We start from the raw sequence: 14765 nt of genomic DNA, 5'->3' as shown, positions 1-14765 counted from the left end.
CTGTGCATAACCTCGCCCATCCGGTGACCTACCGCAGTGAAACGATCAGCACGGCTGCACCTAGAACGTGGTGGTTCCGTAGTCGTAACGAGCGCTTGATGGAGTGGCCCGGGTGAAGGCGATGTGACGTGGCCGGAGTTGCGGAAGGCGCCGACCGTGCCCCGGGTCTGATTGTTGACGTAGGACTCGAAGTAGTACGGGACGTGGTACTCACGGCAGTCGTAAAGCGAACCCTTGAGTCCGGTGAAGTCCCCGCCTTCGTAGAGGCAGAGGTTGTAGTAGTTGCAGCCGTACGGCCAGGCCCGAGGGCGGCCGGCGACTGGTTCAGGTCACATGCCCTCCTGAGAAGGATCTGGATGAGACGGCACCATTCCGGTCCAGCTCGACGCTTGGGTGACGTGGGGACGAACTCGGAGTACCAGCAGGAGAAGCGTTGCCGCCCTTGCACGTGGTGGAATTGTCTGCCCTGCTGGTCGAATCGTCACTCCCAGCGGAAGAATCGGGCTGCCAGTGCGACGCAGGCTACCGTGACGGCGAGCAGTGCGGTGACGTTCTCCAGGCCGGGCCACTGACCGGACCAGGCATCCTGCATGCCGGTCATGCCGGCGCCCATCGGGGTGATGTCGCGGAGCCACCGGATCGACTCGGGCATCAGGTCGCCCGGCGTCCAGACACCCGCGAAGAGCATGCTGGGGAAGATCAGCAGGTTGCCGACGATGTTGGCGGCCTTGGCGGTCGAGACGAGTCCGGCGATCAGAACGCCGATCGACAGCATCGCCACTGTGAAGAGCAGCGCGGACAGGGTGAACGGCAACGGCGAGGCGGGCAGTTCGGCGCCGAAGGCCGACGCCCCCAGGCCGAGGATCAGAACGATCACCGCGGCGGCAGCAGCCAGGTGCAGCAGCAGTTGCGCCACCAGCAGCTTCACCGGACGGACCGGCGTCGTCGACATCCGCCGGAGCACGCCCTTCTCACGATAGCCGGCCAGGACCGCCGGCAGGGCGGCCATCCCGAGCAGGCTGATGCCGATCCCGATCGCCATGGTGGGCAGGAAACTCACCGGTACGCCGTTGTCACCGCCGTCGTTGCCGTCGTTGATCAGCGAGAAGACGGTCAGCAGCCCGGCCGGCAGGGCGAAGATGAAGAACAGCCCGGTCCACTCGCGCAGGAACAGCTTGGTCTCGATCCGGGTCAGTGCGAGGGTCTGGCTCATCGGTCCGCTCCTTCGAAGTCCCGGCCCGCCAGGGCGAGGAACGCGTCGTCCAGGGTGGTTTGCTCGGTGTGCAGGTCGCGCGGCGGGAGACCGCGGGCGGCCAGTTCGGTGACCACCTCGACCAGGAGGTTGTCGTTGCCCGTGACAACGAATCGGCCGGTCTCGTAGCTGACGGAATCGACAGCGGGCAAGGCTTTCAGGACTGCTTCGTCCAGCTCGCCCTGGACCCGGAAGCTGATCCGCTCCCCGCCGCGCGCCGCATCGACCAGCCCGGCTGGGGTGTCCAGGGCAACGACCCGGCCGGCGTCGATGATGGCGATCCGGTCGCACAGGTACTCGGCTTCGGCCATGAAGTGCGTGACCAGGATGATCGTCACGCCCGAGTCGCGGATCTGCTTGACCAGGTCCCAGGTGTCGCGCCGGGCCTGCGGGTCGAGGCCGGTGGTCAGCTCGTCGAGGATGGCGATCTTCGGGTTGCCGATCAGCGCCAACGCGATCGACAGCCGCTGCTTCTGCCCACCGGACAGGTTGCCGAACGCGGTGTCGCGTACGCCGGTCAGTCCGAGTCGTTCGAGCAGCTCGTCCGGGTCTGCCGGGTTGGGATAGAACGACGCGTACAGCTGGAGCGCCTCGCGGGCCTTGATCCGCTCCGGCAACTCGCTGGCCTGCAACTGGACGCCGACCAGCGACGTCAGCTCGGCCCGTCGCTTGCGCGGATCGAGGCCGGCCACCCGGACGGTTCCGCCGTCCGGCGTACGGAGCCCGGCGATCGACTCGACCGTGGTGGTCTTGCCGGCCCCGTTCGGACCGAGGATGCCGAAGATCTCGCCGTCGGTGACGGTCAGCGAAACATCGTCGACAGCGACGGTAGTGCCATAGGTCTTGCGAAGGTGAGTGACGACGACCAAGTCGCCTTCAGACGGTTCTGCGGGCATGGCAAAGCCTCCCTCGGTACTGCGGGCTTGGGTGAAGCGGAGCTATGGGTGCTGGAGAAGGTGAAGCGGGTCAGCCCTTGGCGGGCTTGAGTGCCATCGGGCGGATCAGCAGGTAGGCGCAGTACAGCGCGATGGCGTTGACTGCAAGGACTCCTGGGATGCCGACAGCCAGAGGGGGTCGGTGGTAGCCCGTGTTGGCCAAAGCGTCAGCCATCCACTGGGCGACCAGGAGGAACTCGGCGGCAGCGGCCGGCAGCAGACCGAGCGGAAGGAAGGCGACGCCCTTCCAGAAACCGAAGCGGTAGAAGGCACTGCCGATCAGCCAGCCGGCTGCTTCGTGCGACAGGATCAGCAGGAAGAACTCGACGAAGATCAGGCCGGCCTGCGACGTCTTGGTGAACAGGTGCGGATTGGCCAGCGCCTGCTGAAGCCCGGCCCAGTCATAGATGCCGCGCTCGACCTGGTAGGCCAGCACCCAGAGCAGCGAAGTACTGGCCGCCGCGCCGAGCAGAAGGATGCTGCCCGCCACGGCGAACATCCGGCGGGTCACGCCGTGCGCGACCAGCAAGGTGAACAGCGCGGGCGTCAGGGTGATGCCGACGGCTGCGGAGAAGTACTTCGGGGACTGCGTCCCGTAGTCCCACATGCTGCTGTTCAGGTCTCCGGTGAACAGCTTGATGACCAGGCCGCCGAGCGAGAACGCCAGCAGCATCACACACCAGTACCCGACGATCATCGGGCGCAGCCCGACCATCATGGCCTGCAACACGTTGCGCAGCCGCCCAGTCGCGGTGACTGCCCCGGGCAGGGTCGCCGCGCGGGCCGTAGTACCGGCTGCTGTTTGGGTGGTGGCGGTCATCGCGAGCCCTCCTTCACACGCGTCGTGCCGGTCAGATGGACGAAGAGTTCTTGCAGGCCGACCGGGCCGATCTCGAGTCCGGCCGAGTGCGCCTTGGCGTGCAGGCCGTCGTCCAGGTCGCCAAGCACAGTGGTGGACTTGGTGCCGCCGAGGCGCTGCTCGGCCAGGACGACCATGCCGGCGGTGAGCTCGTCGACCGCGGCTGCAGGGCCGACGATCGAGGCGCCGCGACCGCGCAGCGAATCGACCGGCGACTGGGTGACCAGCTTGCCGTTGTCGAGGATGACGACCTCTTCGAGCAGCGCGCTGACCTCGTTGACCAAGTGGGTGGACAGGACGATCGTGCGCGGTACTTCGGTGTAGTCGGCGAGCAGGGCGTCGTAGAAGAGGTTCCGCGATGGCACGTCCATGCCCAGGTAGGTCTCGTCGAAGATCGTCAGCGGCGCGCGACTGGCCAGTCCCAGCACGACACCGAGCGCGGACTTCTTGCCCCGGGAGAGTTTCTGGACCTTCTTCCCGGTCGGTACTTCGAACTTGTCCAGGAGCTCGCCGGCCAAGTCCTCGTTCCAGTACGGACGCAGGGCGCCGGCTAGAGCGAGCACGTGCTTGACCAGCGCGGAGTCGACCAGGTCACCCGACTCGCGGATCAGGCAGATCCGGCTGGTGACGACGGCATCCTCGTACGGCGGCAACCCGCCGCCCAGCTCATCGCCCTCGATCAGGACTCGGCCACTGTCGGGCTGCCGGAAGCCGGCCAGAGTGGCGGCCAGCGTGCTCTTGCCGGAGCCGTTGCGGCCCAGCAACCCGTGGATCTTGTCGGGCGCGAGCCGCAGGTCCAGCCCGTCCAGCGCCGGTACACCGCCGAACGTGACGGTCAGGCTCTCGGTCCTCACTCCCAGGCCGCTCACTGCTCCCCCTCCTTCTGGACGTACTCGACGATTTCGCTCAGCGGTACGCCGATCGCCTTGGCCTCACGGATCATCGGATCGACCACCTCGGTGAAGAACGAGTCGCGCCGGCCGGTCCGCAGCAGCTTGCGCGCATCCGGGCTGACGAACATGCCGATCCCCCGCTTCTTGTAGAGCACGCCCTCGTCGACCAGCTGGGCGAACCCCTTGGCCGCGGTGGCGGGATTGATCCGGTAGAACGCCGCGTACTGGTTCGTCGACATGACCTGCTCGTCCTCGGCGAGGGCACCCGTGACGATGTCGTTCTTGATCTGCTCCGCGATCTGCAGATAGATCGGGCTGCGATCGTCGAACACTGTGCCCCCTCCTGGTTCTTCGGTTCGTAGGTTCATTACTTGACTAACGAACCGTAGCACCCGGGGTCGGTACCGTACAACCGTGACTGACAACGTGCGAGAACTGCGCCTGGTCGTGACCGTCGACGACTACGAGGAGGCCGTCGCGTTCTACCGCGACGTGCTCGGACTGAGCGAACGGGAGGCCTACGAGTCCGAGGACGGCCGAGTAACGATCCTCGAAGCCGGCCGCGCCACCCTGGAAATCGCCGACCCCAACCAGGCCGACTTCATCGACAAGGTCGAGGTAGGCCGCCGAGTAGCCGGCAAATTCCGCGTAGCCCTCGAGGTAGACGACTCCACAGCCACCACCGCGAAACTCTCCGAGGCCGGCGCCACCATCATCGCCGACCCCACCCGCACCCCCTGGAACTCCCTCAACGCCCGCCTGGAAACCCCAGGCGGCATTCAGTTGACCCTGTTTACTGAACTAGACGACTAGCGCTCCACGGGTGCTGATCTTGGTACGGCATGGGATGCCGGTTCACGGGCCTGATGTGGCCGCTCGGGACTGGGTGTTGGCGCCGGAGGGGGAGGTCGCCGCACGCGCGCTCTGCCGGCGGCTGCCGGTCGGCGCGCGGCTGGTTGCGAGTTCGGAGCCGAAGGCGATTGGGACGGTTGCGCCGGCCGGGAGGGTGATCGAGGATCGGCGGTTCGACGAGATCTCGCGGGTCGAGGCCTACGACGACGACTTCCGGACGCAGCGCCGGGCGTATGTCGGCGGGGTGGACCACACCGACTGGGAGGCCAGGGAGGACGTCGTCCGGCGTTTCGCGGCTGGGGTCGCCGAGCACGTCGCGGCAGCCGACGGTCGGCCGGTGGTGATCGCCTCGCACGGCATGGCGATGACGTTGTGGCTCACGGCAACCATCGGCCTGGATGACCCGGGTGCGTTCTGGGCAGCTCTACGGTTTCCCGATGCCCACGTCGTCGATCTGGCGGCGAAGACCGTCGTTCAGCTCTAGAGCGGTGTGGCCAGGGTGGTTAGGGATTGTTGCCACTCGGAGGATGTCGAGAGGGGGAGCGGGTCTATCGGGTTGGTGTGCCAGGCGTGGATGGGGCGGATGCCGTGGAGGGCGTTGACCAGCCAGACTTCGTCGGCGTCGGCGAGGTCGGCGGCGGTTCGGGTGCGTTCGGCGATCTCGGTGCCTCGGTCGGTGGCCAGGCGGCGGAGGAGGGTGGCGGTGACGGACGGGAGGATCGGGAGGGTGGCCGGCGGGACACACAGGACGCCGTCTTCCCACCAGAGCAGGGCTGAGTAGGCGCCTTCGAGGGCGATGCCATCCGGCGCGACCAGGAGGACCTCGTCGGCGCGGTCGGTTGCGGCCGCTTCGGCCCGCAACTCCCCGAGTACTTCGAGATCCGGGCCCTTCACGCGCGGAGTACGGCGGGGATCGGGCCGGACCGCGACGCGGATCCGGCCGCCCTGGGGTGGTGCCGGGCGGAGCTGGACGGCCAGTTCGCCGTCGGTGGTCAGCTCGAACCGCGGGAACCACCGGCCGAACCCGGGCAGCCGCTTGACCTGGTCGTCGAAGAAGCCGCCGGCCTCGACCCCCAGCGCCGCGCACGACGCTGTGAACCGCTCCCGGTGCAAGGCGAGACCACGCACCTTGCCGTCGGCAACCAAGAAGGAATCCGCCACCTGCAAGGAAGTCATACCGTCCGCCCCTGGATCGTTGCTGTTGCCTTGAGCACCATTTCGTCGTACTCCGCGACCGGGTCCGAGTCGAGCACGATCGCCCCGCCCGCCCCCACCACGGTCTCCCCCGCCGTCATCACCGCGGTCCGGATCACCACACTCAGATCGGCCCGGCCGTCCACGGTCAGATAGCCGAGCGCCCCCGAGTACACCCCACGCGCCGACCACTCCAACTCGTCGAGCAGCTCCATCGTGCGGATCTTCGGTGCCCCCGTCATCGACCCCGGCGGGAAACACGCCCGTACTGCGTCGATCGCGTCCACCCCGGACCGCAGCCGCCCGCGAACCGTCGTCACCAGCTGATGCACAGTCTCGTAGCTCTCGACAGCCATCAACTGCGGCACCTGCACAGTCCCCGGTGCGCTGACCCGGCCGAGGTCGTTGCGGATCAAGTCGACGATCATCAGGTTCTCGGCCCGCGTCTTCTCGTCCTCCGCGAGCGCCTTGGCGACCAGCTGGTCCTGAGCCGGGTCGGCGGAACGCGGCGCGGTCCCCTTGATCGGCCGGCACTCGGCCCAGCCGTCGCCGTCCACGGTCAGGAACCGCTCGGGCGACGAGCTCGCCACCGCCAGTTCGCCGTACCGGAGGAAGGCGGAGTACGGCGCGGGGTTGCTCTGTCGTTGCCAGAGGTAGAACCCGAACGGGTCGTCGACAGCGGGCAGCCGGACCCGGTTCGTCAGGCAGACCTCGTAGGTCTCGCCGGCTTCGAGCGCGGCCATGCAGGCGTCGATCCCGGCCAGGTAGGTGGCGCGATCCTGCTCGAGGTGCGCTTCAAGCTCGAGCTCGGCGATCGGAGGCGCGCCCAGCCAGCCCATGGACCAGCTCGCGGCAACCGACTCCGCACGGTCCAGCCACTCGCGCGCCCCAGAATCGCCAGGAGCATGCACCGCGACGAGAAGGGAGCGATCCTCCTCGTGATCGACGACGACAAAACGGTTGGCCCAGATCCACAACGCATCCGGAGTCGGCGCTTCGTGCGCGGCCGCTCCCCCGGTGAGCGCCTTGAGCTCGTAGCCGAAGTACCCGACATAACCGCCGCTGAAGACATCCCGCAGCTCAGCCGGTACTGCGTCCAGCTGGGCTGACCGCGCGCTCAACAGCTGCTGCAGCTCCACGAAGACGTCACCGTCGGCGACATCCCGTACGACGACCTCCGCGTCGGCACCGCTCGACGTACCGAGGACCGAGACGCGGCGGACGTGCCGGTCGGTCAGGCTGCCGTCGAGCCAGAAGGCGGCCGGCTCGTCCGCGAGCAGCTCCCGGTAGATCCGCTCACCGTCCAGCGCATGATCAAGCGCACGGACGGACCAGATCAGAGCAGGCACAGCATGAACGGTACCTAGTGGAGAGCGACCTTGGTGCGCATGGCCGTAATGCGGCGGATCGGGATGGCGACCTGGAGAGGCTCCTTCGCGCCGCGTTCGGCCAGCCAGACGGCGGCGACTTCGCGGCGTTTGTCCGAAGTACCGGGCAGGTAGAGCGCACCGACCAGGCGGCGGGCGTCGTCGAGGGTTCGCACGGTGTACGCGTACCGCTCGCGCTGCGACTCCATCACGTCGAACCCGGCCGCCCGCAACTGATCCTTCAGATCCTTGATCTCGCCACCGCCAGGGAACTGCGGCGTCGACCGCAGCCGGGTGGTGAGACTGGTGAGCGTGCGAAGGTCGCTGCGGCGCAACGGCCGGACCGCCGGGACCGTCGCGGCCAGCACGCCGCCGCGTCGCAGTACGCGAGCAGCCTCGGCCAGTACTTCGGGCAGCGGCTGCAGGACCGCCAGCCCCATCGAACAGGTGACCACGTCGAAAGCCTCGTTGGCGAACGGCAGGTGCCGCGCGTCCGCCTGGACCTTAGGACCGGGCGCGCCGGCCAGCTGTGCGGCGTTGTTGTCGGCGCCGACCACCCACCGCCCGTACAGCTCGCGCGCGACCGGGCCGTTGCCGCAGGCAAGGTCGAGGACGCGCCGCGCCTCGCCGGAGACCGCACGGACCAGCCAGCGATAGGGCGTGTGGTCCCCGGCCACGGCTCGTGACAACAGGGCTTCAGTGCTGCCCGGCGCCGCGGTGTGGAACTCCCGCAGGTACTCCGGCCAGTCGATCTCGTTCTCAGGCATCGCGGACAGACGTTACTGCCTGACCACTCTCAGTACATCATCGAGAGCTGTCGGTCCCACTTCTTAGTAGAGTCTTAAACCACGCTGACGAAGATGTGGCCCGCGGTTTCGTCGCTGATCACACCGCCGGCCTCGCGGCTGCCGACCAGCACGCCCTCCGCATCGAGCGTCGAGTCGACCTCGCGGCCGGGCAGCGCGCCCGCGCGGCGCAGTACCGACATGGCGTCGTCGTCGGTCTGCACCGGCTCGGCGATCCGCCGGACCAGCACCCGCACGGAGTCACCGGTGGCCTGGTCGAGCACCTTGACCAGCGGCTCCACGCCCATCCGGAACTCGCCGATCGCGGTCGCCTGACCGTCCTTCTGCAGCTCCTCCAGGCCCGGGATCGGGTTGCCGTACGGCGACTCGGTCGGGTTGTCGAGGATCTTCAGCAGGCGCAGCTCGACCGCGTCGCTCATCACGTGCTCCCAGCGGCAGGCCTCCGCGTGCACGTCCTCCCACTCCAGCCCGATCACGTCGACCAGCAGGCGCTCGGCCAGGCGGTGCTTGCGCATCACCCGGGTGGCCTGCATCCGGCCGACCTCGGTGAGCTCGAGATGACGGTCGCCCTCGACCGTGACGAGGCCGTCGCGCTCCATCCGGGCCACCGTCTGACTGACCGTCGGGCCGGATTGGTGCAACCGTTCCGCGATCCGGGCGCGCAGCGGCAGGATGCCCTCTTCTTCCAGTTCGTAGACGGTCCGCAGGTACATCTCGGTGGTATCGATCAGCTCGCTCACGACATCCATTCTCACCTACTCAGGCAAGCCTTACCCAATCGTGTGTTCGATTCCTGTGAAGTGTCTCCGAAAGTTGTGCGTCGGACAGGATTGGGTGATGGCTACTGCGGTGATGTGGTTTCGGCGGGATCTGCGGCTGGCGGACAACCCGGCCTTGCTGGACGCGGTCGCGGCGGGTGACGGGCGGGTGGTCGCGCTCTTCGTCCTCGATCCGTTGTTGTGGGATCAGGCAGGTGCGCCTCGGCGGGATCATTTGACCGCTTCTTTGCGGAGTCTGTCCGAGTCGATCGGTGGGCGGCTCGTCGTACGGCGTGGGGATCCGGTGGAGGTCGTTCCGGCGGTGGCGGCCGAAGTCGGGGCGGCGAGTGTGCACGTGTCGGCGGACTTCGGGCCGTATGGGCAGCGACGCGATGCGGCTGTCGAGAAGGCGCTTGGGTGTCCGTTGGTTGCGACGGGTTCGCCGTACGCCGTTGCGCCGGGGCGGGTGCTGACACAGCAGGGCTCGGCGTACCAGGTGTTCACGCCGTACTTCCGTGCGTGGCTCGACCATGGCTGGCGGCAACCGGTGGATGCGCCGAACCGGGTCGATTGGGTCGACCTCCCGAGTGGCGAATCGCTCAAGGCGGTCGAGGTGGTTGCCGGCGAGGCGGCGGCTCGGGAGCGATGGGAGCGGTACCTCGACGAAGTCGCGGAGTACGGGCAGGTGCGGGACCGGCCGGATCTCGATGCCACCTCGCGGATGTCGGCGCCGTTGAAATACGGGGAGATCCATCCGCGGACGATGCTCGCCGATCTCGCACGGGAGCGGAGTGCAGGAGCGGAGGGGTACCGGCGGGAGCTGGCGTGGCGGGAGTTCTGCGCGGAACTGCTCGCGCGGCATCCGCAGGCCGCGTGGAAACCGGTGCGGGCGGAGTTCGAACGGATGGAGTACGACGAACCGGGAGATGTCTTCGAGGCGTGGTGCCGCGGGATGACGGGGTACCCGATCGTGGACGCCGGGATGCGGCAACTGGCCGGGACCGGGTTCATGCACAACCGGGTGCGGATGGTGGTGGCGTCGTTCCTGGTGAAGGACCTGCATGTGCACTGGAAGCACGGCGCGCGCTGGTTCATGCGGAACCTGCTTGACGGGGATCTGGCGTCGAACTCACTGAACTGGCAGTGGGTCGCGGGCTGCGGGGCGGACGCTTCGCCGTACTTCCGGATCTTCAACCCGACCACCCAGGGACTGAAGTTCGACCCGCAGGGCGACTACGTACGCCGCTGGGTGCCCGAGCTCGCGGACCTCCCCGGCAAGACAGCGCACGAACCCTGGAAGTCCTCGAACGCCGTCGACTACCCGTCCCCGATCGTCGATCACGCCGAAGCTCGCCAGGAGTCTCTCCGCCGCTACGCCGCCCTGCGCTGAGCGCAGCCACTTGACCTCCTCCCTCATCGGGGTATTGTGCTAGTTAACTAGATGAATGGGGTTGAGGATGATCGAGTTCCATCTGGACGGGCGGTCGGGGGTCTCGCCGTACCAGCAGATCGTTCAGCAGGTGAAGAACGCCCTGCGGCTGGGGTTGTTGCGGGAGGGGGACCAGCTTCCGACGGTGAAGGACGTGGTCGGGCAGCTGGCGATCAATCCGAACACGGTGCTGAAGGCGTACCGCGAGCTGGAGCACGAAGGGTTGGTCGCGGCGCGGCCAGGGCGCGGGACCTTCGTCACCAAGACGCTGACCGACCACAGCCTCGCCGCGCACGGGCCGTTGCGTACCGACCTGCAGCGCTGGCTGACCAAGGCGCGCAAGGCCGGGCTCGACGACGACAGCATCGAGGCGTTGTTCCAGACGACCTTTCGGTCCGCCGCTCAGAAGGGGATAGCGTGACCACCGCACTCAGTGCCCAAGGCCTGGGCAAGAAATACGGCCGCCGCTGGGCGCTGACCGACTGCACGCTGGACGTCCCGGCCGGCCGCGTGGTCGGTCTGGTCGGACCGAACGGCGCAGGCAAGAGCACCCTGCTGAACCTCGCCGTCGGCATGCTGACCCCGACCGCCGGCACCATCGAGGTGCTCGACGCACCGGCCGGCGGTCCACAGCTCGCCAAGATCGGGTTCGTCGCGCAGGACACCCCGACGTACGCGCGGCTGAGCGTCGCCGACCACCTCCGGCTCGGCGCGCGGCTCAACCCGGGCTGGGACGAATCGCTCGCCCTGGCACGGATCCAGAGCCTCGGCCTGGACCTGAAGCAGCGGGCGGGCAAGCTGTCCGGCGGCCAGCGCGCCCAGCTCGCGCTGACGCTCGGCGTCGCCAAACGGCCCGAGCTGCTGATCCTGGACGAACCCGTCGCCGCGCTCGATCCGCTGGCCCGGCGCGAGTTCCTGCAGGACCTGATGGAGGCCGTCACCGAGCACGAGCTGAGCGTCATCCTCTCCTCGCACCTGGTCTCCGACGTCGAGCGCTCCTGCGACTACCTGGTCGTCCTGGTCGACTCACGCGTCCAGGTCAGCGGCGACATCGACACCTTGCTCGCCACGCACTACCGCCTGGTCGGCCCGCGCCGCGACGAGAAGTCCATGCCGGGAAACCAGCACATCGTCAGCGTCAGCCACACGGATCGCCAGTCGACGTACCTGGTCCGCACCAGCGACCCGATCCTCGACCCGGCCTGGACAATCTCCCAGCTCACCCTCGAGGACATCGTGCTCGCCTACATGGGCCGCTCCACCTCGGCGCCGAAGAACAACCGCCCTCTGCTGGAGGTACAGCGATGATCTGGCTCACCTGGCGGCAGTTCCGCCTGCAGGCGTTGGTGGTCATCGGCGCCGTCGCGCTCCTCGCCGTCTTCCTGGTGGTGACCGGCCCCGGCCTGGCCGACGACTACCAGCGCTACTCGACCGAGTTCCTCAAGCGCATCGGCCTGGAGCGGATCAACTCCTACCTGTACGTCGTCGGCCAGGTTCTCGTGTACGCCGCTCCGCCGGTGATCGGCGCGTTCTGGGGCGCACCGCTGATCGCCCGCGAACTGGAAGCCGGCACCCATCGGCTGGTCTGGAACCAGAGCATCACCCGGACCCGCTGGCTGGTCACCAAACTGGCCGTCACCGGCCTGGGCGCGATGGCCGTCACCGGTCTGCTCAGCTTGGCGGTGACCTGGTGGTCCGACCCGATCGACGACGCGATCAACACCGGTCAGTCGTCCGGCATCTTCAACGTGCCGCGGCTCCTGCCTCCGGTCTTCGGAGCCCGCGGCGTGGTACCGATCGGCTACGTGGCGTTCGCGTTCGCCCTGGGCGTCGCGGTCGGTCTCGTCGTACGCCGCAGTGTGGTCGCGATCGCCGTCACTCTCACGGCCGTGATCGCGGTCCAGGTGCTGTCACCGCTGCTGCTCCGGCCGCACCTGATGACACCGGCCGAGGCCAAGGTCGTCGTCACGGCCGAGAACATGCGCGGATTCATGTTGACCGGTCCGGAGGACGACGCGGAAGTGGTGCAGCTGGAGGCGAAGCTCGAGGGCCAGGAAGGCTTCTGGAAGATCTCCGAGCACACGGTGAACTCGGCCGGCGTCGTCCAGAAGAAGCTGCCGCAGTGGCTGGCGAAGTGTGGACCGCAACCGCCGAACGCCACCGCCGACCCGGCCCGCAAATCCTTCGACGCGTGCTTCCAGCAGCTCGCCGACGAGGGCTATCGGCAACAGATCAAGTACATCCCGGCCAACCGGTTCTGGGGCCTGCAGTGGCGCGAGACCGGCCTGTTCCTGCTGCTCGCGGCGGGCCTGACCGGCTTCTGCTTCTGGCGGATCAGGCGCGATCTCTCCTGAGCCGCACCCATCTGGCGAGCAAAGCCAGCGCCAGCAGGACGGCGCAGATGACGGCCGAGGTCAGCGGCAAGGTGACCGCGAGGACGACACATCCCGCTACCCCGAGGATGTTGAGGACTCGCGGCCACCGCCGATCCCCGGCCGGTTGCGTGTACGCCGACGCGTTGGCGATCGCGTAGTACAGCAGGACTCCGAACGACGAGAAGCCGATGACGCCACGCAGGTCGGTGGTCAGCACCAGGATGCCGACCACGGCCGCGAGCGCGATCTCCGCGTGGTGTGGCACCTGGAACCGCGGATGGACGGCGGCAAGCCAGACCGGGAGATCCCGGTTGCGGGCCATCGCCAGCGAAGTCCGGCCGATGCCGGTGATCAGTGCCAGCAGCGCGCCGAGGCTGGCCAGTGCGGCGCCGACTCTGACGATCGGCTGGGCCCAGGCCGCGCCGGCCGCTTCCACCGCGGCGGCCAACGGCGCCGGCGACGAGGCGATCCGATCCGGGCCGAGGGCAAACAAAAGGCTGACGCCGATGACGAGATAGATGCCGACGGCACCGAAGAGAGCGATTAGGATGGCGCGCGGGATGGTGCGGGCCGGTTCGCGGACCTCCTCCCCCATGGTGGCGATCCGGGCATAACCGGCGAAGGCGAAGAACAGCAGACCGGCGGCCTGCAGTACGCCGTACGGGCTGGTGCCGGCGGTCCAGTCGGTGACGTGGTCGGTCGACGTCGTGAGCAGCAAAATCACGACGATGGTGAGGACTGTGAGCGTGCAGGCGACCAGGGTCCGGGTCAGCGCCGCGGTCCTGGTGATGCCGCGATAGTTCACCGCCGCGAGCGCGACCACCGCGGCCAAGGCGATCAGCCGCCGCGCCCACTCATGATCCGGTACTGCGTACGTCGCGAACGTGAGTGCCATCGCGGCACACGACGCGGTCTTGCCGAGCACGAAGGCGCAGCCGGCCGTGTAGCCCCACCACGGGCCGAGCCGCTCCCGGCCATAGGCATAGGTGCCGCCCGAAACCGGGTAGACCGCAGCCAACTGGGCCGACGCGGCGGCGTTGCAGTAGGCAACAAACGCCGCGATCACCAGCGAAACGAGCAGCAGTGAGCCGGCCGCCCGAGCAGCCGGAGCCCAGACCGCGAAGACGCCGGCGCCGACCATCGACCCGAGCCCGATGACTGCCGCGTCCCTGACCCCCAGCCGCCGCGCCAGCTCGACCACGCGCTTCAGACCGCCTTGAGGAGAGTCAGCAGGCGGGCGACCTCGGTGGCGACCGCGGTGCGGGCCGGGCCGAGGTACTTGCGAGTATCGACGAGGGTGGGCTGGTCGGCCAGGACCTGGCGCACCGTCGCGGTGAAGACGTTGTTGAGGTGGGTCGCGATGTTGACCTTCGTCATCCCCGCCTCGACCGCGCGAGTCAGGTCCGCATCCGCGACACCAGACGAACCGTGCAGCACCAACGGAACCGGTACTGCGGCCCGCAACGCGCCGATCAGCTCGAAGTCGAGCTCGGCGGTCCGCTCGGTCATCGCATGCGACGAACCGACCGCGACGGCGAGCGCGTCCACGCCGGTCGCCTCGGCGAACGCCAGCGCCTCGTCCGGCCGGGTCCGCGCACCCGGGGCGTGGACGCCGTCCTTGCCGCCGACCTCACCGATCTCGGCCTCGACGAAAACGCCGTGGTCGTGGCAGAACTTCGTCACCTCGCTGGTGGCCGCGACGTTGTCGGCGTAGTCGAGCTTCGACGCGTCGTACATCACCGAGGCGAAGCCGAGCCCGACCGCCTCGGTGACCAGGTCACGGTCCATCGCGTGGTCGAGGTGCACGACGACCGGCACCCGCGCGGCGGCCGCGGCGGCCAGGGTCGCGACGGCGATCGGCTTGAGCGCGCCGTGGTACTTGACCGCGTTCTCGCTGATCTGCAGGATGACGGGCGCGCCGAGCTGCTCGGCACCGGCGATCAGCGCGGTGGCGTGCTCCAGCTGGATCACGTTGAACGCGCCGACCCCGCGACCGTCCTTGGCGGCACCCAGCACGACCTCTGCCCCGGAAACGAGCGGCATGA

Annotated in this window: 17 protein-coding genes; 6 read left to right on the top strand and 11 right to left on the bottom strand. The window is 68.2% G+C overall.

What is annotated here, in order from left to right; translation table 11 throughout:
• Positions 1 to 481: 481 nt before the first annotated feature.
• From AB0F51_RS31800 to AB0F51_RS31780, 5 genes are all read right to left on the bottom strand, one after another.
• Positions 482 to 1213 (bottom strand): ABC transporter permease, encoded by a 732-nt coding sequence (locus AB0F51_RS31800; RefSeq protein WP_360285804.1) that lies wholly within the window; start codon positions 1211 to 1213, stop codon positions 482 to 484.
• Entirely contained in the window at positions 1210 to 2148 is a 939-nt protein-coding gene (locus AB0F51_RS31795; RefSeq protein WP_360285802.1) for an ABC transporter ATP-binding protein, read from the bottom strand. The genes AB0F51_RS31800 and AB0F51_RS31795 overlap by 4 nt, the downstream gene beginning before the upstream one ends.
• 70 nt (positions 2149 to 2218) lie before the next feature.
• Positions 2219 to 3007 (bottom strand): hypothetical protein, encoded by a 789-nt coding sequence (locus AB0F51_RS31790; RefSeq protein WP_360285800.1) that lies wholly within the window; start codon positions 3005 to 3007, stop codon positions 2219 to 2221.
• Positions 3004 to 3915, bottom strand: coding sequence for an ABC transporter ATP-binding protein (locus tag AB0F51_RS31785; RefSeq protein ID WP_360285798.1), 912 nt, complete (start codon positions 3913 to 3915; stop codon positions 3004 to 3006). Before AB0F51_RS31785 ends, AB0F51_RS31790 begins: the two co-directional genes overlap by 4 nt.
• Positions 3912 to 4271, bottom strand: a complete 360-nt coding sequence (locus tag AB0F51_RS31780; protein ID WP_360285797.1) for a GntR family transcriptional regulator — start codon at positions 4269 to 4271, stop codon at positions 3912 to 3914. The genes AB0F51_RS31785 and AB0F51_RS31780 overlap by 4 nt, the downstream gene beginning before the upstream one ends.
• Before the next feature lie 82 nt (positions 4272 to 4353).
• On the opposite strand from AB0F51_RS31780, the gene AB0F51_RS31775 reads away from it, so the two are divergent.
• Positions 4354 to 4752: a VOC family protein gene (locus AB0F51_RS31775; protein ID WP_360285795.1), complete on the top strand. Its 399-nt coding sequence runs from the start codon at positions 4354 to 4356 to the stop codon at positions 4750 to 4752.
• 10 nt (positions 4753 to 4762) lie between these two features.
• Positions 4763 to 5275, top strand: a complete 513-nt coding sequence (locus AB0F51_RS31770; RefSeq protein ID WP_360285793.1) for a histidine phosphatase family protein — start codon at positions 4763 to 4765, stop codon at positions 5273 to 5275.
• Here AB0F51_RS31770 and AB0F51_RS31765 read toward each other — a convergent pair.
• The 4 genes from AB0F51_RS31765 to AB0F51_RS31750 form a co-directional block, all read right to left on the bottom strand.
• On the bottom strand, positions 5272 to 5967 hold the full coding sequence (locus tag AB0F51_RS31765) for an aminotransferase class IV (RefSeq protein WP_360285791.1): 696 nt from the start codon (positions 5965 to 5967) through the stop codon (positions 5272 to 5274). The two genes, AB0F51_RS31770 and AB0F51_RS31765, sit on opposite strands and share 4 nt — an antisense overlap.
• Positions 5964 to 7334, bottom strand: coding sequence for an aminodeoxychorismate synthase component I (gene pabB, locus AB0F51_RS31760; RefSeq protein ID WP_360285789.1), 1371 nt, complete (start codon positions 7332 to 7334; stop codon positions 5964 to 5966). The genes AB0F51_RS31765 and pabB overlap by 4 nt, the downstream gene beginning before the upstream one ends.
• Positions 7335 to 7348: 14 nt before the next feature.
• Positions 7349 to 8119: a class I SAM-dependent methyltransferase gene (locus AB0F51_RS31755; RefSeq protein WP_360285788.1), complete on the bottom strand. Its 771-nt coding sequence runs from the start codon at positions 8117 to 8119 to the stop codon at positions 7349 to 7351.
• Between the two features lie 74 nt (positions 8120 to 8193).
• Entirely contained in the window at positions 8194 to 8898 is a 705-nt protein-coding gene (locus AB0F51_RS31750) for a metal-dependent transcriptional regulator (protein ID WP_360285787.1), read from the bottom strand.
• 97 nt (positions 8899 to 8995) lie between these two features.
• Between AB0F51_RS31750 and AB0F51_RS31745 the strand changes: the two genes are divergently transcribed.
• The 4 genes from AB0F51_RS31745 to AB0F51_RS31730 all read left to right on the top strand — a co-directional run bounded on the left by AB0F51_RS31745 (position 8996) and on the right by AB0F51_RS31730 (position 12699).
• On the top strand, positions 8996 to 10306 hold the full coding sequence (locus tag AB0F51_RS31745; protein WP_360285786.1) for a deoxyribodipyrimidine photo-lyase: 1311 nt from the start codon (positions 8996 to 8998) through the stop codon (positions 10304 to 10306).
• Positions 10307 to 10373: 67 nt separating this feature from the next.
• A complete protein-coding gene (locus tag AB0F51_RS31740; protein WP_360285785.1) occupies positions 10374 to 10766 on the top strand; it encodes a GntR family transcriptional regulator in 393 nt (130 codons plus the stop codon).
• Positions 10763 to 11653, top strand: a complete 891-nt coding sequence (locus AB0F51_RS31735; RefSeq protein WP_360285783.1) for an ABC transporter ATP-binding protein — start codon at positions 10763 to 10765, stop codon at positions 11651 to 11653. The genes AB0F51_RS31740 and AB0F51_RS31735 overlap by 4 nt, the downstream gene beginning before the upstream one ends.
• The gene (locus AB0F51_RS31730) at positions 11650 to 12699 is read left to right on the top strand and encodes an ABC transporter permease subunit (protein ID WP_360285781.1); all 1050 of its coding nucleotides are present in this window, start codon (positions 11650 to 11652) and stop codon (positions 12697 to 12699) included. The genes AB0F51_RS31735 and AB0F51_RS31730 overlap by 4 nt, the downstream gene beginning before the upstream one ends.
• Here the strand turns inward: AB0F51_RS31730 and AB0F51_RS31725 are convergent.
• Both AB0F51_RS31725 and AB0F51_RS31720 read right to left on the bottom strand, forming a co-directional pair.
• A complete protein-coding gene (locus tag AB0F51_RS31725) occupies positions 12680 to 13921 on the bottom strand; it encodes an APC family permease (RefSeq protein ID WP_360285780.1) in 1242 nt (413 codons plus the stop codon). The genes AB0F51_RS31730 and AB0F51_RS31725 overlap by 20 nt on opposite strands.
• 5 nt (positions 13922 to 13926) lie before the next feature.
• The gene (locus AB0F51_RS31720; RefSeq protein ID WP_360285778.1) at positions 13927 to 14763 is read right to left on the bottom strand and encodes a class II fructose-bisphosphate aldolase; all 837 of its coding nucleotides are present in this window, start codon (positions 14761 to 14763) and stop codon (positions 13927 to 13929) included.
• Positions 14764 to 14765: the final 2 nt, after the last annotated feature.

The sequence above is a fragment of the Kribbella sp. NPDC023855 genome, assembly GCF_040639475.1.
Lineage (GTDB): Bacteria > Actinomycetota > Actinomycetes > Propionibacteriales > Kribbellaceae > Kribbella.
Note: the sequence above shows the minus strand (reverse complement) of the source record. Positions and strands in the feature narration are given on the sequence as shown.